Source organism: Phycobacter azelaicus, from assembly GCF_014884385.1.
Lineage (GTDB): Bacteria > Pseudomonadota > Alphaproteobacteria > Rhodobacterales > Rhodobacteraceae > Phycobacter > Phycobacter azelaicus.
On the sequence record NZ_WKFH01000003.1, the window covers coordinates 3,433,307 to 3,453,542 of the forward strand.

Here is a 20,236-nt window from a genome sequence, read left to right on the forward strand (position 1 = left end):
GAATGGGTAAAAAGACTCTGATCTTGGCACTGACGACCTGTTTGCATGGTCTTTGGAGTGGCATGACAGCACAGGCCGCGCCCTTCCCTGTGCCCCCGCTGACCGCGCCGCAGGCGCCACTCAAAGTATACCACCTCGGGCATTCGCTGGTCGGGTCGGTGATGCCGCATATGCTGGCGCAACTTGCTCCCGAAGGTCACAGCTGGAACAGTCAACTGGGCTCCGGCACTTCTCTGAAACAGCATTGGGAACCGGATGAGCAGATACTGCACTTTGATCGGGTCAACGTGCCGCCTGTCTGGCGCGATGCGAAAGAGGCTATTGGATCGGGGGATTATGACGCTGTCGTCCTGACCGAGATGGTCGAGTTGCGCGATGCGGTGAAATACTTCGGCTCAGCCAAGTATATGCGCCGCTGGGCTGCTCTGGCCCGTGAGGGAGCGCCCGATACCCGCATTTACCTTTACGAGACCTGGCATCATCTGGACGATCCGGACGGCTGGGAGGCTCGTATTGACGGGGATCTTGAGCGGCTCTGGCTGGGCAAAGTGCTGGGCTCCGACAGTCGCCGCAACCCCAAGCGTCCGGTCTACCTGATCCCGGCCGGACAGGTGATGGCAGCCGTCGCGCGCGCGATCAAAGCAGGTCAAATCGACGGAATAACGGATATTTCAGAGCTCTTTGCCAAGACACCTGAGGGCGAACAAGATACCATCCACATCAACGACTTGGGCGCGTATGTTGTAGCGTTGGCCCATTATGCCGTCCTTTACCACAGATCCCCCGTTGGTCTGCCGCATCGCCTCACCCTCCCGGATGGAGCGCCCGCGACGGCCTTTTCCCCGGCAGCCGCGAGACAGATACAGGAGACCGTCTGGCAGGTCGTGCGTGCGCTTCCGCGCACGGGACTGGCGGAGGCAGGCCAAGGCTGATGCCCTTTGAGACGCTAGTTGCCTCGGTCCTGATGGTGGGCCATTCGCTGTTCGGTCCGGACAACCCCGTGATGCTGGAGGGCCTGCTGCGCCAAACAGAGCCTTCGGCGACGGTCGACGCACAGATCATCAATGGCGCTCCGCTCAGCTACAATTGGGAGCACGGAGACAGCGCCGAGGGGGTCAATGCAGCGGAGCGCCTCAAGCAGCCGGTCGATGCGGTAATCCTGACGGAGGCCATTCCGCTGGCCAACCACCTTCAATGGAGCAACACCGAGGAGGCGGTCACGCGGTATTATCAGGCCGCGAAGGCAACGAACCCCGATTCAGTGATCTACCTTCAGGAAACCTGGCACAGTCTGAACAGCGGAACGGGGGTCGAGATCCCCTTTGACAGCGGGGACGAGACCCCATGGCGAGATAGGCTGGAGCAGGATCTGCCGCGCTGGCAGGGCGTTGTCGACGCAGTGAACGCCAAGACCGGCGGCGATCTACGCCTTTTGCCGGCAGGTCAGGCCATGGCCCGGCTTGACGATGCGATCCGAGCCGGAACCGTTCCCGGCCTAACGGATATCTCGGATGTGTTCGCTGACGACATCCACCCCAACACCATCGGGTTTTACTTTGTCAGCCTCCTGCAATTCTCTGTACTCACAGGAGAAACCTCAATCGGCCTGCCACAACAACTTGAAGGGCGTTGGGGCAAAACATACCGCGTTCCTTCAGCCGACCTTGCACGTCGACTGCAGGAGATCGCCTGGGCCGCTGCCAAGGGAAACGATGTGCGCACTGCCGCTCTTCCGCCTGATCCCGGCCCTTTGCCAACAGAGCCGGTTCTGCCGCGGCTGAATGATACCGCCCCGATGGTCCGGGCGGCTGCGGTCAGCGAGGATCATGAATCGCCCCCGCGACAGCCGATGGCCATGAACCTGATGGGTGTTGCCGATTGGAGCCCGCAGGTGCCGTTCCTTGATCATTTCAAGACCGCGCGCCCGTGGATCGGACACCTGCCGGGTCGCTGGGGCGGGGTCAGCCATCAGGATCTGGCCGCTGCAGGTTATCTTGACGAAAACGGCTGGCCCACGGCCCTGCCGCCGGAGCTAGGCTCTATCGGAACCGTGATCCTGACTGATTTGCCTTCAGAGGCGCGATCACTGGCCGGGCGATATGTGCTGCGGTTCAAGGGCACTGGAATTGTCGAAGTATCCGGGCGCGCCGAAAACGTGCGATACGGCACGGGCGAGGTATCATTCGACTACAGCCCCGGCCCCGGCCCGGTCGAGATCCGCATCCAGCGCACCGGGCGCGGTGGCGATTATGTCCGGGACATCACCGTGGTGCGCGAAGACCAACTTGCTGCCTTTGCAGCGGGCGCGCGCTTCAACCCGCTGTGGCTGGACATGCTGGACGGGTTCGAAGCGCTGCGTTTCATGGATTGGATGGACACCAACGACTCGACTCAGGTCGGATGGGAAGACCGCCCCCGCCCCTCGGACTACACTTGGGCGATGAAGGGCGTCCCGGCAGAGATCATGATCGAGCTCTCCAACACACTTGGCGCCGCTCCATGGTTCAACATGCCCCACATGGCCGACGACAGCTACATCCGCAATTTCGCGGAACTGGTAAAAGAGCGGCTGGACGAAGATCTGCCCGCCTATGTGGAGTATTCCAACGAGGTCTGGAACTGGCAATTCGAGCAGGCGCAATGGGCCGAAGAGCAAGCACGCGCGCGCTGGCGGGGCGAAAATCTCTGGATGCAGTATTACGGCGGGCGGGCCGCCGAGGTATCACAGATCTGGAGCGCGACTTTCGCAAACAGTGCCGATCAACGGCTTGTGCGCGTCATCTCCAGCCAGACCGGGTGGCTGGGGCTAGAGGAACAGGTTCTCACTGCGCCGCTTTGGGTTGCCTCTGAGCCGCACCACAAACCGCCTGCGGAGTATTTTGATGCCTATGCTGTAACGGGCTATTTTGGCGGCATACTCGGTCTGCGTGAGCGCGCGCCCATCGTACGTGCCTGGCTGTCCGACAGCCGCGACAGGGCACGGGACGCAGCACGCGCCGAAGGGTTGCGAGGAGCGGATGCCGAAGCCTTTGTGGATGTCCATAAGTACGATGTGGCAACAGCCCAGGCAGCATTGGAGTTACAAGACGGGCTCTTGAGCGGCGACAGCGCCGATACTTTGTCCGATCTTCTGGGGCGGGTTCTGCCGTATCACAAGGCGGTTGCGGACCGACATAGCCTAGACCTGATCATGTATGAGGGCGGCAGTCATGTCGTCGGCATTGGCCCCATGGTCGAGGATGAAGAGCTGACTGATTTTTTCACCCACTTCAACTACACCAATGCAATGGCCGGTCTTTACGAGCAGCTTTTGAAAGGCTGGGTCGATCTTGGCGGTGCCCTGTTTGGCGTTTACGCGGATGTTGCAGCCCCAGGCAAATGGGGCAGCTGGGGCGCGCGGCGCACCCTCAGCGATGACAACCCCCGCTGGCGTGTGTTGGAAGCTGCCCGGTAAAGCCGCCGCTTCAGGCCCTCGTGACGTCATCAAGGGGCTTGCCCTTCGCGGGGCCTTGCCCAACGGGCGCGATCCCGGCTTTGCCGGGATGAAGACGGCGGCAGCCCTCCACCCCCAGGTTTTCCTTAGCCTGCTGACTTTCTGAACAAGAAGGCTAGCTTTGCCGCTTCTTTGTCGCTGTCATGACGTTCCAGAACCCGCAGCCGCCCTTGTTTCCCCATTGCCGCCAACTGCTCTTTGGGAAGCCCTGCAATCTCGAGCACCGTTTCCGCCAATGCACTCTCATCGCCCGCGGGGATCAACCAGCCGGTTTCCCCTGCGACAACCAGCTCCGGCGTACCTGCCACGTAAGTGGCAAGCACTGGTCTGGCAGCGGCCATTGCCTCCATCACCACCATGGGAAGCCCTTCGGCAAAGGAGGGCATCACCAGAACATGAGAAGTCGCAAGCTCGGCGCGCACCCCCGCCTCATCCAGCCAGCCCGTGAGGGTGACATTTGCGCCAAGGCCCGAGGTTTCGATCTCTCGCTCAAGATCCGGGCGCATCTCACCATCGCCGATCAGCGTGAGGTGCACCTCTGGCCGCGCTGCAACAATCCGTTTCATGGCGCGGATCAGCACCATCTGGCCCTTCTGCTCGACAAACCGCCCAATCGCCACAAGGCGAAGCGGTGCATCGGGCAATGGGGCCGGGTCTGCAAATCGCTCGGGTTCGATCCCGCAATGTACGATCTTGATGCGGTCCCAACTGCCAAAATCCGCCCATCGGCTGAGCTGGCTTTTTCCAAAGCTGCTGATTGCTACAGTAAAAGCTGCCCGGTTCACCTTTTCTCCCAAGGAAAGGGCATGGGGGGCGTCGAATTCCTCCGGTCCATGAGTGGTAAAGCTGTAGGGAATACCGCTCAGTTCATGTGCCAGCATCGCGACGGCGCTTGCGTTGGTCCCAAAATGCGAATGCATGTGCTCTACGCCTTGTGCTGCGCACCGGCGGGCAACGTAAGCGGCCTCCACCAGATAAAGTATATGCCTCAGACTCCCTACCCTCGATGCACGCCCAAGGCGGAGCGCAAGCACAAACGCGCGCAGAAACCTCCGTGGCGCTGTCAGCCCGCACAGCAGTGGGGTCAGGACAAGCCCTGCCCATCCGGCCTTCAATACATAGTGGGTCCGGCGCGCTTCCTCCTGGTCGCCCGCATCCACGAGAGGCGCCTCGCTGGCGCGCATGGCACAACGCAGAACCTCTATCCCTTGCCGCTCCAGCGCCTGTACCTCGCGGCGAATAAAACTATGCGAAGGCTGCGGATAAGTATTCAGAATATAGCCAACTTTCACAGAAAACCTGCCCCGCCTGATCTAAGGCACCCAAACGGGCGCCATCTTTTGCGGCAGGTTATACTCTGACAATTGCCCTGCCTAGAGCCATGCGGATACAGGCCACGCCTTTGCATCAATTGAGGTTTTCTGCCCCTATTGTAGCGCCGCTCAAGCGGCTAGCACCCATGGCGCCCGAAAACCGGGGCAATCGGATTGACCTCGTCTCTACCGCTGCCTAGCGTGCTGGGGACTTATTCGGCCAGTACATCAAGGAACCGGGATGCTAAAGCACGCTGCCGCTTTTTCCGGACAGGGCCTGCTGGCGCGGGTGCTGCGTTCGGCGTCCTGGCTGATGATCGGCTACGGCGGCAGTCAGGCCCTGCGCCTTGCCGCCAATCTGATCCTGGCGCGGCTTTTGTTCCCAGAAGCCTTCGGCCTGATGGCTCTGATTACTGTCGTGACAGTAGGACTGTCGCTCTTTTCTGACGTGGGTATCGGCCCAGCTATCGCGCAAAACCCGCGCGGTGACGATCCCGATTTCCTCAATACCGCCTGGACGATCCAGGTCATCAGGGGATTTGGCCTTTGGGCGATGACATTCGTGCTGGCATGGCCAGTTGCCCGGCTTTATGACGCGCCCGATCTGATGCTCTACCTACCCATTGCCGGGATTGCCCTGGTGATCGCTGGCTTCAACCCAACCCGGATCGAAACCGCGCATCGACATCTTCTTGTCGGAAGGCTCACGGCCCTCGATCTGGCTGCTCAGGCCATAGGTGTGGGCATGATGGTTTTGCTGGCATGGGCAACACAGTCGGTGCTGGCGCTGGTGCTGGGCGGCGTCATTCAGGCTGGCGCGAAACTGATGATTACACACTATGGCCTACCCGGAGAAAGGAACCGTTTTCGCTGGGAGCCGAAGGCAGCCAAGGAACTGATCCGTTTTGGCAAGTGGATTTTCCTCTCTACAGCCTTCTGGTTTCTGACCTCGCAAGGCGACCGCGCCATCCTGGGACGCTTTGTGGCGCTGGATGTGCTGGGGATCTACAATATCGGCTATTTCCTGGCGAGTTTCCCCATGCTTCTGGGCCATGCCGTCAATCAGCGCCTGATGATCCCCGTCTATCGAGACAAGCCTGCCGATGGTCCTCCCGAGAACCGACGCAAGCATCGCATGCTGCGCGCCGGGCTCAGCGCCGTCATTCTGTCGATGTTGCTTGCAATGGCCTGGATCGGCCCGTGGCTGACCGAACTCCTGTATGATGCGCGCTACCAGCAGGCCGGCGTGATGATCGTGCTGATCTCACTTGCGCTGGCTCCGGCCGTGATCACCATGACCTATGATCAGGCCGCGCTGGCCGCCGGGGACAGCAGGGCGTTCTTTGTCTTTACGGCCAGCCGGGCGCTGTTGCAGACGGGACTGTTTCTGTTCGGCACGCTATGGTTCGGTCTACCCGGTGGCATTGTGGCCCTAGGTCTCGCGATGGTCGCCGCCTACCCTGTTCTGATCTGGCTTGCCCGTCGCCACGGAGCATGGGATCCGTGGCATGACCTTGTTTGCACCCTGTCCGTGGTGGTGTTTGGGGGTGGTGCACTGGCCTGGCACTGGACCACGGTTCAGACTCTGATTGCTGCTCTCGCGCCTTGAGATGAGAAGGCCGGGGACGTTAGTCCCGTTTGCGTCGCTGTTTCACAGTCGGAATTGTCACGACCGGCATCAAGCCGGTTTCGCGCTTCATTTGGGCCGCAGATCGCAGGACGGGCTTGTGCATATCCATCAGGAAGGCAATCACCATACCCAACATAAGGCTGGCCACAGCGCCAAGTCCCGCTTTGCGCTTACGCCCTCCGGTCACTGGATAATCTGGCAAGGCGGCCGGTTCCAGAATGGTCAGTCGCTCGGATTGGCGGGATGTCTCAAGGCGAAAGCCGATCTCGGCTTCGTTGAGGCGTGCTCGCACAATATCCAGCTCCCCCTGCAACTGATCACGGCGCCGCTCATACGCCGCCAACTGGCGCTCGACCTCGGGCGTTGTTTCAAGAGTTTGCTCCAACTCTGCCTTGCGCTGTTTCAGCAGGTCACTTTGTGCCAAAAGAGTCGCCAGCTGTTCCTGGAATTCCTCCAGCATCCGCTGCGCCGTGGCAGGTCTTTCGGTCGCAACCGCCTGATCCGCAGCGCGGCGGATCTGGATCTCCTCGCGGGCGATATCCAGTAAGGCTTCGTTCAAGGTCGCAATCTCCGCCTGACGAAACTCCAGCGCTCCGGGCTGAGCGACATCGTTTTCCGCCCGGAAAGCAGCGACCTCATCCTCCAACGCCAGCAAGTCCCTTGCCAGGGCCTGTTCTTTTGCTGAGAAGAAATTGAGCGTCTCACGGGCCTGTTCGATGCGGGAATTCACACTCAACTCGATCGTCCGACGGCCAAATTCCGCAGCAACGTCTCGGGCCTGTTCGGGGCTCGGCATGCGGGCCGTGATCGTGAGAACGGCAATGGTGCCATCATCTGCAAAGCCTTCCCGCACTGCGGCCACACCGGTGATGGACACGTTTTCGCGAACCCGAGCCACCAGTTCAGATGGTTTTAGATCGGGAAGGTCCGCGTATAGGCCAAAGGTCTCCACGATTTCTAGGATGGAGCCACGCGCCATCAATCGCTGTTCGATCAACTGCATCCGGCGTGCGGTCGATCCCTCAACCGTTGATTTGGCCAGATCGTCGGCGATGGTGGGTTGGGCCACCTGGATGACTTCGGAGCTTTCGTAAAGGTGCTGTTGCTGGGCAGCGAACCACACCGATGCTACAGAGCCGAGACAAAACACCACAAGAATAAGAACTGCGCGCCGACGCAGCATGTCCAGAAAATCCTGCAGCGAGTGGATGGAGCCCATTGCGCGTCTCTTTTGTTCCCGTTGAGTTGACGTGGCTTTGCTGGTCTTTTAAAGGCCCGATCAGGCCTTTTGATCATGGTAAAAGGGCAAAACTTTGGCCGCCAATCGAAAGTTATGCGACGGCCGCAAGGCCATTTGCACCACGTCCGCGATTGAGGAGCACACCCAGCAGCGGCACTTGCCCGGCGAGGATCTGCTCGCAGGCTGCCAATTGCGCGGCGGTGGTCTGTGTGCCATCAGAAATCAATAGCACACCATCGACCTGCGCCAGAACCGCAGCGGCATCGTCATATTCAAGAAGCGGCGGCAGATCGAGCAGCACAGTTTCCGCCTCAGTGCGCAGGATCATGTCGTCCAGAACCGCGGCGCTTCGGCGATCGTGCAGGATTTCGGCCGCATTTTCGGGACGTGCTGCGTTTAGGCCCAGCGCCAGTGTCTCAAGCGGCCGGAGCAAAGCCTCTTCGATTGGCACCTCCCCTGTAAGGAACCGCGGCAGATCCCCTTGCGCCTCCAGACCCAGTGCCGCGGCAACGCCGGGCGTGCGAAAGTTGAAATCCATCAGCACTGTTCGGCTGGACGCAACACGCGCAAGGCTCAAAGCCAGGTTCACGGCGGTAAAGGTGGTCCCGCAGCCTGTTGTTGGGGCACAGACGGCTATGCTACGCCATCCACGTGCCTTGAGCGTCTGCAAGAGCCGCGTGCGCAGCAGATCGAACGCCCGCGCAGCGGGTGCATTGCGCCAGGCAGACACCAATGGCACAGCAGTCGCGACAGGATTTTCCGCATCAAAGGGAACCAAGGGCAGTCTGTCCCAAAGCGGCGGGAGTTTTGCCGGCAGCAAAAACGCCTCTTCGGATTTGGCGTAGGGGTCTGCCTTTCCCCTGCCACCGCCCGAAAATTCCGCAGGCTGATAAGCTGATTCAGCCTCGTGCAAAATTTCCATGTTGGGGTCAGAAGCCGTGGACGACCTTTGCGTCCTGCGGCGAAACCTTTTGAAGCCCTGTTGCGTCATTCCCTACACTATCACCTTCTTCGCGCGCACTGATCTGGCTTGAGTGAAAACAGAACTGCACCGTTCGCCAGATAACTCCGAGCCCGCACATTACCATTTCCTTGGATCGAAAACAGCTGGGAGGCTGAGGACCCTTTGTCCGGTTTGCTGCGCTTTGACGGACAATTCGCTTCCTAACAACAAAGGATTAATATCCAGTGCCCTTCACTATGACACCGAAGGTGCGCACGATCAGCCCAAGGTCCGTCCCGAGCCCGAGGCTACGGCGATATTCTGAATCCAGCTTGGCGCGGAAAGCAAAGGTGCTCTCGTTGCGCGCGGAAACCTGCCACAGGCCGGTCAAACCGGGCTTGAGGTCAAAATAGTCTGTCGCATCGCCGTAAAGAGCCTCCTGGTCTGTCATCATTGGCCGTGGACCAACGAGGCTCATCTCCCCTTTGATCACGTTCCACAGTTGCGGCAATTCATCTAGCGAGGTCATGCCCAAAATGCGGCCAATACGGGTGATGCGCGGGTCATTCTTGAGCTTTTGCGTGGTCTCCCACTCATGCCGCAGGGCCGGATCCTGCGCAAGGTAGAGCTTGAGCCGAGCATCAGCATCCCGGACCATCGTGCGGAGTTTGAGAATGCGGAACCGCTTGCCGTTCCGACCAAGGCGTTCCTGCGTGTAGAACGGAGCCCCACCTTCGACCATGAGCGCAAGAGCACAGAACAGCATGATCGGCAGGACGACAGGCAACGACAGCAGCGTCAGCGCCAGATCGAGGCTTCTTTTTCCAAACAATTGGTAGAGGCCTGGGTTGGCCTTCGGCCGGGCGTGAAGCCTTGAAACATCGGACGACAGGCGTTGGCCCACTGGCGTTTCCGACATACTTTGATCAAACAAGACGTTATTTATGGGCCCCTCGTTTGAACAAAGCGCCCTCCCTTTGTGAGGCGTTCCCAAACCAATGAACAGGGACTGCTGGTTCACTTTAAATCCATTGTTGAACAAGTTTCTCATTCACTCCCCCTTAAATCGCCGAGGAACACTTCGGCGCCCCGCGCCCTGCGGAACTGGTTACACTGCTTTGCCCGGCACAACACTCGCCAGATAACGCATCCATTTTGGTAGGATCAGTGAGATGCACCCCCATGCACCTCCCGCTGCACCACATCCTCCGAACCGGTTCAGAAGACCAACGAAATTGCGTCCATCCAACTTTAGTACATTTTTAACAAAAATGCCCAAATTTAGCGGAAAAGGGTTAAGAGCGGCCACATTTGGCACCCGGCGCCAAGCAAGGCGAAACAATACACCAGCGCGTTCATCAACTGTTTCCAGCGCAGCGACTTCCAGTTACTAGAATCAATCGCAGTGCATGTCGGCAGCATCTGCTCAGAGCTGACCGCCCCCTGTTTAGAGTCTCTTCTCGCTAGGCTCTCAGGGACAAAGCTCCCGCTGAAGACGTGCCCTCCGGGCAGAATGCGCCGGTTTAGGTCAACCCTTGTTTCGAAAACGGCCTGGGCTATGCCCTGTCCATCGCTTGAAGGCATCGTTGAAGGAGGACAAACTGCGATAGCCCAGCAGATTTGAGATCCGCGCAAGGTTCAAATTCGTTTCGCTCAGATATTTCTGCGCCATTTGCAATCTCAAGGCTTCCAGGATCTCAAAATAGCTCGTCCCAAAGTCATCCAGTTTGCGCGACAGCGTTCGTGAACTCATCCCGAGATCCGCCGCGACCTGCTCCAAGGAGAGGTTATCTGCTCCGATCCTTTGGGCGATACGCTGACGCACCTGCTCTGGCAGTTCCATCCGCTTTGGCCCGAGCGTGCCAAGATCTGCGATCGCGGATTTCTTCAATATCCGATGCAAACGAGGATCTGCAGTCACCAGTGCAACAGTCCTGTCCGACGGTGAGAAGTCTAAACGATTGAGTGGCGCATGGTATATGACCTTGCAGCCATAGAACTCGTCGAGTTCGGTGCGGTTCGACACCGGTGCGTGCGTGAAGGCGACTTTCCTCAAAACGATCTGCCGCTGCGTGGCGCGGCGGACCGTCGAGATCAGTAATGCGGCAAGGAACTGATGGTACTGCGCCGCCAGATCAGAATCCTCCAAGTCCCGATGCCCCCAGGTTATCGCTCCCGCATCCTTCAGCTCAGAAGTATCAAAGAATAACCTCTCACCAAAAAGCCCGGTGAACTCAGATAGCACCTCCCAGAAGTCGCCAACATCTGAAGCGCAAAGGGAAAGATAGCCAAGGAGCCCCGCCTCGCGCCAATCCGTTTGTTTTGCAAGCTCAAACCCGAACAGATCATCGCGGCTCAGCTCGGAGGCCCGGGAAAATAACCGGCAAATCGAACGCAGGTCAGTCACCGGCTCGGGTTGCGCGATAAGCTGCTCTGCATCAGGGACATCCGCGAAAACTGCAGCCAACGAAAAATTCAATTCCTGCAGGCGCTGCGTGGCGCAATGCACGAAAACAGCATTTTCCGATGATTGGCGCGTTTCCATTCGAAAATCCTGGTAAGTAAACCGCCGGTGGTCCGACCGCCCGCACAGGCGATACTGTCAGGATAACCCAGCCGCCGCGCATTGGACGCAAGAACAATGGCACTACCGACAGGCCATCCGATCACCGAGCTACCTGATGGAATAGGCAACGGTACCTTTCTGCATATTGGCATACACATTAAGATAGGTCAGAAGCCTGATCCAATCATGTCGCCATCCAGCTTTGCGTGGTGGCGCGATACCAGGCGCATCCAGACCATCAGGGAGTTCTCGACCGACATGGAACACACCAGCAAACCTGAAAATCGCTCATCGCTTTGGATAGCTGCAGAGGCCCGCGGTCTGGACTGGAGCTTTTGGGCCAACTCAGGCGACAGCGTAAAACTGCGCAAACAGGCGCGCTTTTCAGGCGCTCTGAACGATCCCGAGTTTGCGCAGATCTACACGTCTCTTTGTCTTGCGTTGGAGGCAGACTCCGCTGTTCCACTTTTTGCCTGTGGTTTGGATGGCGGGCCGACACAGTCGGTGCCCTGTCGGCCCGATGCGTGCAAAACCGCTGCCATGCCCACAGGTGAACAGACAGCCCTTCCGCCTGCCCTTGAGGCCATTCACGTTGTGCCCGCCCTGTCACAGAGTTCACCCAGCGCCCTGATACGCCATGAAACCGGCCGGATCAGCGGCTTCCTGTTGCTCAATCCCGGTTGGGAGGGCGTGATCTGCCTGGCGGGTGCAACCACACATTGGGCCTTGATCAGCGCAGAAGAAGTCGTGAGCTTTCAGAGCTTCCTGACCACCGGGATAGCCAGTGCCACACTTGCTTCTAACGGTCTGGCATCCGATGACTGGAGCGCTCAATCGATTGCACTGACGGCCGCTGACACGATATCAAGGCCAGAGCTGACCGCCGCTCGACTGGCGGAAGCCCTCGCCGCGCGCGTTGTGCACGGAGCCAGCCCGGAAGACACGGCCGGGATGGTCTGGGGGGCGTTGTTGGGCGCAGAACTGGCGGCATCTCGTCCCTACTGGCTGGGACAGAATCTGGCAATCATCGGCGCCAAGGAGCATGCCGCCCCCTATGTGGTCGCAATGGAGGCCCAAGGGCTATCTGTGACGGTAGCTGATGCTGAACGCATGTGCCTTGCTGGTCTCACGCGCGCCTGGCGGCAACGCGAGGCTTGAACTGGTCCCAAAAGCACAGATCATGAGGTGAAGAAACGCACGACAAATGGTGACCTCTGCGAACCGGGAAAACAGAGCGCTCCCGCGCAAGCAAGCGCACGCGCATAGCCCGCAAGCCGAGCCCAATGGGCGAAAGCTTCTGTCAAAAGGCCGACCCTACGCGGGAGTGCTGCCAGATATCACGGCACCCTTAGCTCTTGTGCCGTGCCCCCTTGGCCGGGGGCGTTTCAGGGGGGCCGGCAAAACACTGTGCGTTCTCCATCCAGCGCGCCGCATTTGAGCCGATCACTTCAAGATCGGTATCCGCGACATTGCGGACCTGCGTCACCACCTGCGCAAACTCAACCGCAGAACCGCGCACCATATTGCCGTCTTGCCCCTCATTCCAGGTCCACACGGCCCCTGATGGCCCGATAAGATGCACGAAAGGTGCAGGTTCGGGGACCTCTTCCTTGCGGTTGAGGAAGGTCCAGCCGTAGGTCGCCACCCCAAGATGCGCGATATTGCGTATCCGGTCCTGCTCACCCCGCTCCAGTCCCAAAAGATCAAAGACCTCCTGACCGTGCGCCCAAGTCTCCATCTGCCGCGCAGTAATCGACGACAGCGCGCTCATGTCCGGACCGACCCATTTGACGCGAGCCTTGGGATCGGCAGCGGAAAAGGCATCGGCGCAGGATTCGGCGCCATCCTTCCAAGCCTCGAAAAGCGCACGCCCGGACAGCCCGTTCAGCCATGGGAACTGACACTCAAGGATCGTCTTGCCCGACTGCATGTCCTGCACAATCGGTCCGATAAACGCGGCAAAGGCCTCTTCGCCCTGCAGAGACGTCTCGGCCGCCACGTTGAAGAGGTGCAAGTGACCGATCACGTGATCAATCGTCCAGTCCTTGAACAATGTGGGCCTGTGAAAATCCGCTTCCGGCAGGTCCTCGAGAATGGCCGCCAGTGCGCGGCTTTCGGCGCGAAAATCCTCTGCTTGCTGCATCGGTGTGTGTCCCTCCCTTTGAACTTCCGCTGCGTCGGTTGTCTTCCAAGCGGATTGAACCGACCGAACGTTCTGTTTTACGATTCCACAGCACGATAGGCCCTCAGATCCAGAATTGGCACCCGAAATGGCGGCAAAGAGCCCAGATAAACCTGACGTCACATCCCCCGAGCCGAGCCGAGCTGACCGCACGCGACTGCGGATATACGATGCCGTGACGGATTGCCTTGACCAGTTTGGTTATGCGGAAACCTCGATCAACAGGGTGCAGACCACCGCGGGCGTATCCCGCGGGGCGCTCACCCACCACTTTCCCAGCAAGGAAGAGATGATGGTGCGCACGCTGGAACACCTCCTCGCCCCCGTGCGCGGGCCGAAAGAGGCTGGAGAAACGGGCCACATTCTGCGCAAGGGGGCACAAGGCGATGACCTGCCCGGCGAGCTCCACCATCTTTGGGCGCGCGTCATTAACACCCGGGAGGGGCGCGCCGTAATGGAGATCCTAGTGGCCTCGCGCACGGACGCGGCCCTGCGCAATCGCATCACACCATCGCTCTGGGATTACAACGACACGTTCAACCGCAATATCGCCAACCTCTATTCGGCGCCCTCTGGCGAAGATCTGGCCCTGCTTTGGTCGATCTGCCGCAGTTTCATGCGGGGGCTACACAGCCAGGCCCCCTATGAGCGCGACCCGGAAATCATCACAAAAATGGTGGACCTTTTCGGTCGCATCATGACCCCGCATCTGGCGGCGCGGGCACACCCGGGAGGACAGAATGAAGAACCCCTTTGAAACCGATGAACATCGTGCCTTTCGGGACAGCCTCCGCAGTTTTGTTGCGAACGAAATTCAGCCCTATTGCGATGACTGGGACGAAGCAGGCGCGATTCCCTGGGAGTTGCATCAGAAGATTGGCGCTTTCGGGGTCTGGGGGTTCGGCATTGACGAGGCCTACGGCGGCCTTGGCTTTGACGACTGTTTCATGCGCATTGCCTATAGCGAGGAACTGGCTCGCTGCGGCGCAGGCGGCGTAACAGCTGCCATGGCCGGGCGCACCATTTCGATCGAGCCCATAGCCCGCCTGGCCCATGAAGAGATAAAGTCGCGCGTCCTGCCTGAGATCATTTCGGGCCGCAAAGGCTCTTCCTTGGGCGTCACGGAACCCGGCGGCGGCTCGGATGTGGCGGGTCTCAAGACCACCGCCAGACGGGACGGGAATCACTGGGTCATCAACGGAAGCAAGGCCTTCATCACCGGCGGGATGACCTCCGACTATTTCGTGATCCCCGCCCGCACCGGCGGCGCGGGCCTGAAAGGGATCTCTCTTTTCTTTGTCGAGGCCGACACGCCCGGTTTCAGCCGCAGCGAAATGAGCCGCAAGATGGGGTGGTGGTGTGCCGATCAGGCGACGCTTTTCCTGGACGAGGTGCGCGTGCCTGCCACCAACATGATGGGGGAGGAAGGCAGCGGATTCATCGCCATCATGAACAATTTCAACATGGAGCGCATCAACCTGATTGCAGGCGTCCTCGGCATGATGAAAACCTGCCTAGAGGACTCCATCGCCTGGGCGCAAGAACGTGAAACCTTTGGCAAAAAGCTCATCGAGCATCAGGTGATCCGCCACAAGATCGCCGAGATGTCGGCCCGGATCGATGCGGTTCAGTCAACGCTTTGGCTAATTGCATGGCAGGTCAATCAAGGCACGATGCCGGTCGCAGAGCTGAGCAAGGCCAAGTTCTTTGCCACCAAGGCCTGCGAGTTCTGTGCCTCGGAAGCGATGCAGATCCTGGGCGGCGCGGCCTATCTGCGTGGCAACCGGGTCGAGCGGGTCTACCGCGAGGTGAAGGTCATGGCCATCGGCGGTGGCTCCGAAGAGATCATGCGGGATCTGGCGGTGCGGCAGATGGGGCTGTAGCCTTTTTCCAACGCTCGCCTCCTCTCCAGGCGGAGATCAGGCCGAGGCAAAACTCTGCTCGGCTGCCTCGAAATTCCGGGTCAGCGGGGCGGTCAAGGCAGATTGGGCCGAGTAATAGGCCCCTACCCGGCACAGCTGCACGGCAAAATCGGGATGCACCCCTGCGTCATCATATTCGCGCACGCGCGCCTTGCGCAGCCAGCCGCGCCGTTTCACCTCGCGCTCGATCAGCTTGAGCCGCTGCACGCAATGGAGCGTCGTGTAGACCGACAGATACTCCATATACTCCGCAATATCATGCCCGCAGCCCGGATCGAAACAATCGATCACAACATCTGCCATGACATCCGGGGCCAGCGGCCAGGTTTCATCCGCGATGAGCCAGGCCAGATCTTCGGCACCATGGCGCAGGCCCGCATATTCGAAGTCGAACCACCGCAAATAGCCATCTTCACCGATGGCGGCATTGCCGGAGCGACAGTCCCATTTGAGGAACTGGACACCGGGAAAGTCCATGAACTCAGAAACCGCAGTCTTGTCAAACCCGGCTGAGATTCCCAGTGAATAGGGCTCCATCGCATGCACTGAGTCCACAAAAGAGGAGATCCAGTCAGGATTTGACCCCAGATGCGGCAGGAAATCGGCCAGCTCGGTTTTTCGTGAAGCGGCATGGATGCGGAATATGGCGGCCACAGCTTCGGCGGCCAGCTCCACCTGATCATCGCCCCCATGTTCGAGTATTTCGGTATTAAGCCGATGCACACCGGTGTCCGATTGGAACATGACATCGCCGCTCACGCCCAACACTCTTGGAACATCGTCACAGTGCTCTGCCAATTGACCCAGCACATGCGCCTCTAGATGCGTTCTGCGGAACTCAGGGCGCAGGGTTGCGATCACAGTATGCTCGCCGAAATGCAACCGAAGCGAGGACCGGGAAGCCCCGCCCGGCGCGGAAATGTGATCTGGAACCTGCCCAAGAACCGCCTCGGCCGTGGCCGCGATATAGGCCATCCGATCATTGCTACCACCGTCAGCCACCCCGCGATCCTTTCTCCATCAGCCGGACTTGTCGGTTTCATATGCCAGTGGAACGAGGCTCTTTTCGGGACAAACAAAGGCAAAGCTATGAGCGATTCTCAGGTCTCTCAGGGATTCCGCGCTCTCCCGATATTCCGTTTCGCCACAAACCCGGCCGGAATATCGACATTGTTTCCGGGTTCTTTCAATTTGATCGAGATTTTAACCAAAATACGGCCAAAGAATGGCGAGCCCTGTCTCCACTGCCTAACCTGCCTCTCGCGCGGCACGACCTTTTCGGTTCGTGCCCTAATGCTGCAGTTTCGGTGAGCGGGGGTGAAGAGATGCGCTGGGGGCATTTTTCCAAACACAATTGGGGTAAAGGCAGCGGACGAGAAGCCTGCGGCAGCGACAGTTACCACAATGGCGGCGTGCGCGGAGAGCACTTTGCCCGTTGGTACGACAAACACCTTTCGGACCGTTTTGATGGAAAAGACCTCCACCATACATCCTGGTGGGGCAAACATGATCACAAAGAAGACGCGGAAAACGGCAGTGGGACCGGTGGTTCTACCGGGCACGGCAGCCATGGCCTCGGTCGCTCAAAAGGGTCTGGAGGAACAGACAGTTGCGGCTCTGGGTCCTATAGCGGTTCGGGTCACGGCTCCTCGGGCGGCAAAGGGGATCACGGCAAGGGCGAGTACAAAGGCAACAATGGTGGCAAGCACTGGTGGCATCACGAAAGGGATGAAGAAGCCTGCGCAAGCCATGGCAGCGGCGGAACAGACGGCAGCGGTGGTGCAGCGGGCAGCGGTGGGACCTCCGGGAGCCACGGCAGTTGCAGAACCGGCGGCACAGGCGGAAGCGGCGGAACCGGTGGCGACGAAACTGTCGTCGATGATGGGAAAACCACGATCAACTTCACGCTTGGCGACGAACGGCAGATCGACGTGGAGGTAACCGAGACCTCGCAGGGCCAGCTCTTTGTTTCGCTCTCTCCCAACTCCTATGACGGAGAGGTCACAGACATTGATGGCCTTTTCTTCAACCTCCGGGACGACAGCCGTGCCGATGATCTGAACTTCCATCCAAATGAGAGCTCTCCGCCAGTTACTGGGCACAGCGCCACGGCCAATGGGGAAACCAGCCTCAACAATGGCGCGGCTGTTGCCAACGCCTATGATGCGCACGTCCAGTTTGGCCAGGTGGCAGATAGCACCGAAGGTGCGGTCAACGCTGTGAACTTCACCCTTTGGTCCGATGACGGGGCGCTTACCTTGCAGGATCTGGACCTGACCAACATCTCTCTGGTGATCAATAGCGACGGCGCCAACCCGGAAGCTGTGACTGGTGGATTGACCGACGAGGCGCAGGCCTTGGTGGATATCGACCCGGGCTCCGCTGGAGGCCGCTCTTTGGCTAGCTGGTCCGAGACCAATCCGGTCACGGTGACACCGCCTGCGGGCACGCCGGATGTCATGACGCTCATGTCGGTCCCGGCAGAGGACCTGGTGTTTCCTGAAGAGCCCTTGGGCACAGAAGAAGACCCGATGGACGAAACTGTCTGAGCCGACTTTGCAGGTTCCGCTCCATTTGGGCCTCACATCGCCGCAAGTGCCGTTCGGGCTCGGGCCGATGCCATATTTTGACGATGGCACCGGACTTCCAGCCTCTTGGCGTGCGTGGCATTCCTAAGCCTTTGTTTACAGAAAGCCGTTAGAACCTGAGCGATGTCGGTGCCCCAGGAGAGCTTACCGTGACGCGAAAAAAGTGCGACGCTTGCAAAAACGGTGCAAAATTCAACGTGCCGATCACCATGGCATTTCAACCCATGGTCGCCATCGGGGCGCAGAAGATCTTCGCATATGAGGCGCTCCTGCGCGGCAAGGACGGCTCCAGCCCGCGCGATGTGTTCAGGCAGGTGACGCCAGACACCCTTTATGCTTTTGACCAGAAATGCAGGACCACGTCGATCGAACTGGCTGCGGAGCTGGACCTGGCTGGCGAGGGTGCGCTCTTGTCGATGAACTTTTTACCCAATGCCGTCTACGACCCCAAAGCGTGCATTCGCTTGACCCTTGAGGTTGCGAAAAAAACCGGTTTCCCCGTCGATCGCATCATGTTCGAGTTCACCGAGACGGAGCAGGTCGACACGCAAAAGATCCTCGACATCCTGACCACCTATCAGCGTCTTGGCTTCAAGACGGCGATTGATGACTTTGGCGCAGGCTATTCTGGGCTTAAACTACTGACCATGTTCCAGCCCGACGTCGTAAAGCTGGATGCAGGCCTGATCCGAGGGATCGACACCTCGCGGGCAAAGCAGGCGATCGTGCGCAACTCCATCCGAATGCTCGAGGAAATGGGCATTCTCATCGTCTGCGAAGGCATTGAAACTGAGGATGAATACAGCGCTCTTTACGACTTGGGCGTCGACCTGATGCAAGGCTACCTCTTTGCGAAACCGGGGTTTGAAACCCTGCCTGAGCCCTATTGGCCGGTCCATGAGGCGGTTTCAATGCCCCAGAGCAAAAGGCTCTAGGCGCGGACAAGAGGTCATCCCTGCCATGTCGCAAGGACACTCGCAGCGCTCTAGCGCGCGATCACGATGTCCGCCCGCAAGCCTCCCAGCTCGGGGCTCTCACTCAGGCGCAGCGTACCACCATGAGCCCGCGCCACATCGACAACAATCGCCAGCCCAAGCCCAACACCTGACCCAAGGTTCTGATTGCGCGCACTATCAAGGCGCGTGAATGGTCTGACAGCCTCTCCTCGCTGGTCAGGGGCAATGCCGGGGCCGTCATCCTCGACCCGGATACGCAGGGATTTTTCGGTCAGTGTCACCGCAACCCGTGCGCGCGTGCCATAGCGCACCGCATTGGATATCAGGTTCTCAACCGCCCGGCGCATGGACTGGTGCCGCAGCATCACCTGCCCTGAACCGCTGATCTCACCCAGCATCACGTCCTTTCCCTGCCGCCGCCAGTCCTCGACGATACCCGTGACCATGGCGATCGGATCGACCCGCTCCGGCTCGCCGGTCGAGGCCCCACGGGAAAAATCAAGGAACGCATCCAGAAGCGCCTGCATTTCATCCACGTCCCGCAACATCGGTTCGGCGTCTTCCTCATCCAGCATCGCAAGCCCCAATTTCAGACGCGTCAGCGGAGTTCGGAGGTCATGACTGACCCCGGACAGCATAAGCGTGCGCTGCTCGATCTGTCGTTCGATACGGGCCCGCATATCCACAAAGGCGCTGCCCGCTGCCCGGACCTCGGTTGCGCCACGAGGAGAATACGGCATCATCCGCCCCCGCCCAAAGGCCTCGGCCGCTTCGGCCAGCCTTTTGATCGGGCGCAGCTGGTTGCGCAGATATATGAAGGCGATCAACGCCATGAAGAGACCAAAAAAGACCATCGTAACGATCAACTGGTGCGGCGCCGCGGCAGTCAGGCGCCGCCTGTCGATCTGCAGCTCGAGCCTCCCAAGATCAGTATCCACAAAAATGTGCACCCTGGGATTGTCAGGAAACTGGGCGGCCAGAAAACCGGGAAGATCCGCTTTTAATTTGTCCCGAACCACGCGGCCTGAGAACTCGTACCAGGCGAGATGATCGTGGGGATCCGGGGCGCCCGTTTGCAGAAAGTCGGCCTCCATCTGCAAAGGCTGAAGAAAGGGCGCGAGGCGCAGCAAATACTCCGGCTGCCCCTTTGCACTACCACCCTGCTGGAGCAGCAGGTTGACCTCACGCAAAACGGTGGCCGTCATCTGCGTCGTCACATCCTCCAGGTCCCGCTTTATGAACACGACAGAGACCACCAACTGCAACGAGACGATAGGCACGATCAGGATTAGCGCGGCACGACCATAGAGGCTGCGCGGGGAATATTGTTTGAGCCTTTGCAACACCATGCGCTAAGCCTACAGGTGTGCCGTCACAGTGTGAAGCGACCATCCGGCGACAAG

Annotated in this window: 16 protein-coding genes; 8 read left to right on the forward strand and 8 right to left on the reverse strand. The window is 59.4% G+C overall.

The annotated features are described in order from the left end of the window. Window positions 1-2 precede the first annotated feature (2 nt). Together INS80_RS17485 and INS80_RS17490 are read left to right on the forward strand one after the other, a co-directional pair. Window positions 3-932 (forward strand): hypothetical protein, encoded by a 930-nt coding sequence (locus tag INS80_RS17485; RefSeq protein WP_226892658.1) that lies wholly within the window; start codon window positions 3-5, stop codon window positions 930-932. Then, the gene (locus INS80_RS17490; RefSeq protein ID WP_192966851.1) at window positions 932-3,454 is read left to right on the forward strand and encodes a hypothetical protein; all 2,523 of its coding nucleotides are present in this window, start codon (window positions 932-934) and stop codon (window positions 3,452-3,454) included. The genes INS80_RS17485 and INS80_RS17490 overlap by 1 nt, the downstream gene beginning before the upstream one ends. 125 nt (window positions 3,455-3,579) lie before the next feature. Here INS80_RS17490 and INS80_RS17495 read toward each other — a convergent pair whose 3' ends face one another. After that, entirely contained in the window at window positions 3,580-4,785 is a 1,206-nt protein-coding gene (locus INS80_RS17495; RefSeq protein ID WP_192966852.1) for a glycosyltransferase, read from the reverse strand. 262 nt (window positions 4,786-5,047) lie between these two features. On the opposite strand from INS80_RS17495, the gene INS80_RS17500 reads away from it, so the two are divergent. Further along, window positions 5,048-6,415, forward strand: a complete 1,368-nt coding sequence (locus INS80_RS17500; RefSeq protein WP_192966853.1) for an oligosaccharide flippase family protein — start codon at window positions 5,048-5,050, stop codon at window positions 6,413-6,415. A gap of 19 nt (window positions 6,416-6,434) precedes the next feature. On the opposite strand, the gene INS80_RS17505 is transcribed toward INS80_RS17500, so the two are convergent. The 4 genes from INS80_RS17505 to INS80_RS17520 form a co-directional block, all read right to left on the reverse strand. Then, a complete protein-coding gene (locus INS80_RS17505; RefSeq protein ID WP_192966854.1) occupies window positions 6,435-7,655 on the reverse strand; it encodes a GumC domain-containing protein in 1,221 nt (406 codons plus the stop codon). Between the two features lie 112 nt (window positions 7,656-7,767). After that, on the reverse strand, window positions 7,768-8,598 hold the full coding sequence (locus INS80_RS17510) for a CpsD/CapB family tyrosine-protein kinase (protein WP_192966855.1): 831 nt from the start codon (window positions 8,596-8,598) through the stop codon (window positions 7,768-7,770). Between the two features lie 256 nt (window positions 8,599-8,854). Then, window positions 8,855-9,661, reverse strand: coding sequence for a sugar transferase (locus INS80_RS17515; protein WP_226892659.1), 807 nt, complete (start codon window positions 9,659-9,661; stop codon window positions 8,855-8,857). A gap of 486 nt (window positions 9,662-10,147) precedes the next feature. Beyond that, window positions 10,148-11,164: an AraC family transcriptional regulator gene (locus INS80_RS17520; protein WP_192966856.1), complete on the reverse strand. Its 1,017-nt coding sequence runs from the start codon at window positions 11,162-11,164 to the stop codon at window positions 10,148-10,150. A 279-nt stretch (window positions 11,165-11,443) separates the two neighbouring features. Here INS80_RS17520 and INS80_RS17525 point away from each other — a divergent pair, with 279 nt between their 5' ends. Next, window positions 11,444-12,343, forward strand: coding sequence for a 2-dehydro-3-deoxygalactonokinase (locus INS80_RS17525; protein ID WP_192966857.1), 900 nt, complete (start codon window positions 11,444-11,446; stop codon window positions 12,341-12,343). A 190-nt stretch (window positions 12,344-12,533) separates the two neighbouring features. Here the strand turns inward: INS80_RS17525 and INS80_RS17530 are convergent, their stop codons facing one another. Then, window positions 12,534-13,328 (reverse strand): TIGR03084 family metal-binding protein, encoded by a 795-nt coding sequence (locus INS80_RS17530; RefSeq protein WP_192966858.1) that lies wholly within the window; start codon window positions 13,326-13,328, stop codon window positions 12,534-12,536. Window positions 13,329-13,455: 127 nt separating this feature from the next. Between INS80_RS17530 and INS80_RS17535 the strand changes: the two genes are divergently transcribed. Next, window positions 13,456-14,124 (forward strand): TetR/AcrR family transcriptional regulator, encoded by a 669-nt coding sequence (locus INS80_RS17535; protein WP_192966859.1) that lies wholly within the window; start codon window positions 13,456-13,458, stop codon window positions 14,122-14,124. Further along, window positions 14,108-15,250 (forward strand): acyl-CoA dehydrogenase family protein, encoded by a 1,143-nt coding sequence (locus tag INS80_RS17540; RefSeq protein ID WP_192966860.1) that lies wholly within the window; start codon window positions 14,108-14,110, stop codon window positions 15,248-15,250. Before INS80_RS17535 ends, INS80_RS17540 begins: the two co-directional genes overlap by 17 nt. 36 nt (window positions 15,251-15,286) lie before the next feature. On the opposite strand, the gene INS80_RS17545 is transcribed toward INS80_RS17540, so the two are convergent. Next, entirely contained in the window at window positions 15,287-16,291 is a 1,005-nt protein-coding gene (locus tag INS80_RS17545; RefSeq protein WP_369411429.1) for a hypothetical protein, read from the reverse strand. Window positions 16,292-16,596: 305 nt separating this feature from the next. Between INS80_RS17545 and INS80_RS17550 the strand changes: the two genes are divergently transcribed. Beyond that, complete coding sequence (locus INS80_RS17550; RefSeq protein WP_192966861.1) at window positions 16,597-17,838, forward strand: hypothetical protein; 1,242 nt, start codon at window positions 16,597-16,599, stop codon at window positions 17,836-17,838. Between the two features lie 248 nt (window positions 17,839-18,086). Further along, on the forward strand, window positions 18,087-18,812 hold the full coding sequence (locus INS80_RS17555; protein ID WP_192966862.1) for an EAL domain-containing protein: 726 nt from the start codon (window positions 18,087-18,089) through the stop codon (window positions 18,810-18,812). Between the two features lie 50 nt (window positions 18,813-18,862). Here INS80_RS17555 and INS80_RS17560 read toward each other — a convergent pair whose 3' ends face one another. Continuing rightward, window positions 18,863-20,182, reverse strand: coding sequence for an ATP-binding protein (locus tag INS80_RS17560; RefSeq protein ID WP_192966863.1), 1,320 nt, complete (start codon window positions 20,180-20,182; stop codon window positions 18,863-18,865). Between the last annotated feature and the right edge of the window lie 54 nt (window positions 20,183-20,236).

Coding starts and splice junctions, on each gene's coding strand:
- INS80_RS17485 (WP_226892658.1), top strand. CDS start 3: ATGGGTAAAAAGACTCTGATCTTGGCACTGACGACCTGTTTGCATGGT.
- INS80_RS17490 (WP_192966851.1), top strand. CDS start 932: ATGCCCTTTGAGACGCTAGTTGCCTCGGTCCTGATGGTGGGCCATTCG.
- INS80_RS17500 (WP_192966853.1), top strand. CDS start 5,048: ATGCTAAAGCACGCTGCCGCTTTTTCCGGACAGGGCCTGCTGGCGCGG.
- INS80_RS17505 (WP_192966854.1), bottom strand. CDS start 7,655: ATGGGCTCCATCCACTCGCTGCAGGATTTTCTGGACATGCTGCGTCGG.
- INS80_RS17510 (WP_192966855.1), bottom strand. CDS start 8,598: ATGGAAATTTTGCACGAGGCTGAATCAGCTTATCAGCCTGCGGAATTT.
- INS80_RS17520 (WP_192966856.1), bottom strand. CDS start 11,164: ATGGAAACGCGCCAATCATCGGAAAATGCTGTTTTCGTGCATTGCGCC.
- INS80_RS17525 (WP_192966857.1), top strand. CDS start 11,444: ATGGAACACACCAGCAAACCTGAAAATCGCTCATCGCTTTGGATAGCT.
- INS80_RS17530 (WP_192966858.1), bottom strand. CDS start 13,328: ATGCAGCAAGCAGAGGATTTTCGCGCCGAAAGCCGCGCACTGGCGGCC.
- INS80_RS17535 (WP_192966859.1), top strand. CDS start 13,456: ATGGCGGCAAAGAGCCCAGATAAACCTGACGTCACATCCCCCGAGCCG.
- INS80_RS17540 (WP_192966860.1), top strand. CDS start 14,108: ATGAAGAACCCCTTTGAAACCGATGAACATCGTGCCTTTCGGGACAGC.
- INS80_RS17555 (WP_192966862.1), top strand. CDS start 18,087: ATGGCATTTCAACCCATGGTCGCCATCGGGGCGCAGAAGATCTTCGCA.
- INS80_RS17560 (WP_192966863.1), bottom strand. CDS start 20,182: ATGGTGTTGCAAAGGCTCAAACAATATTCCCCGCGCAGCCTCTATGGT.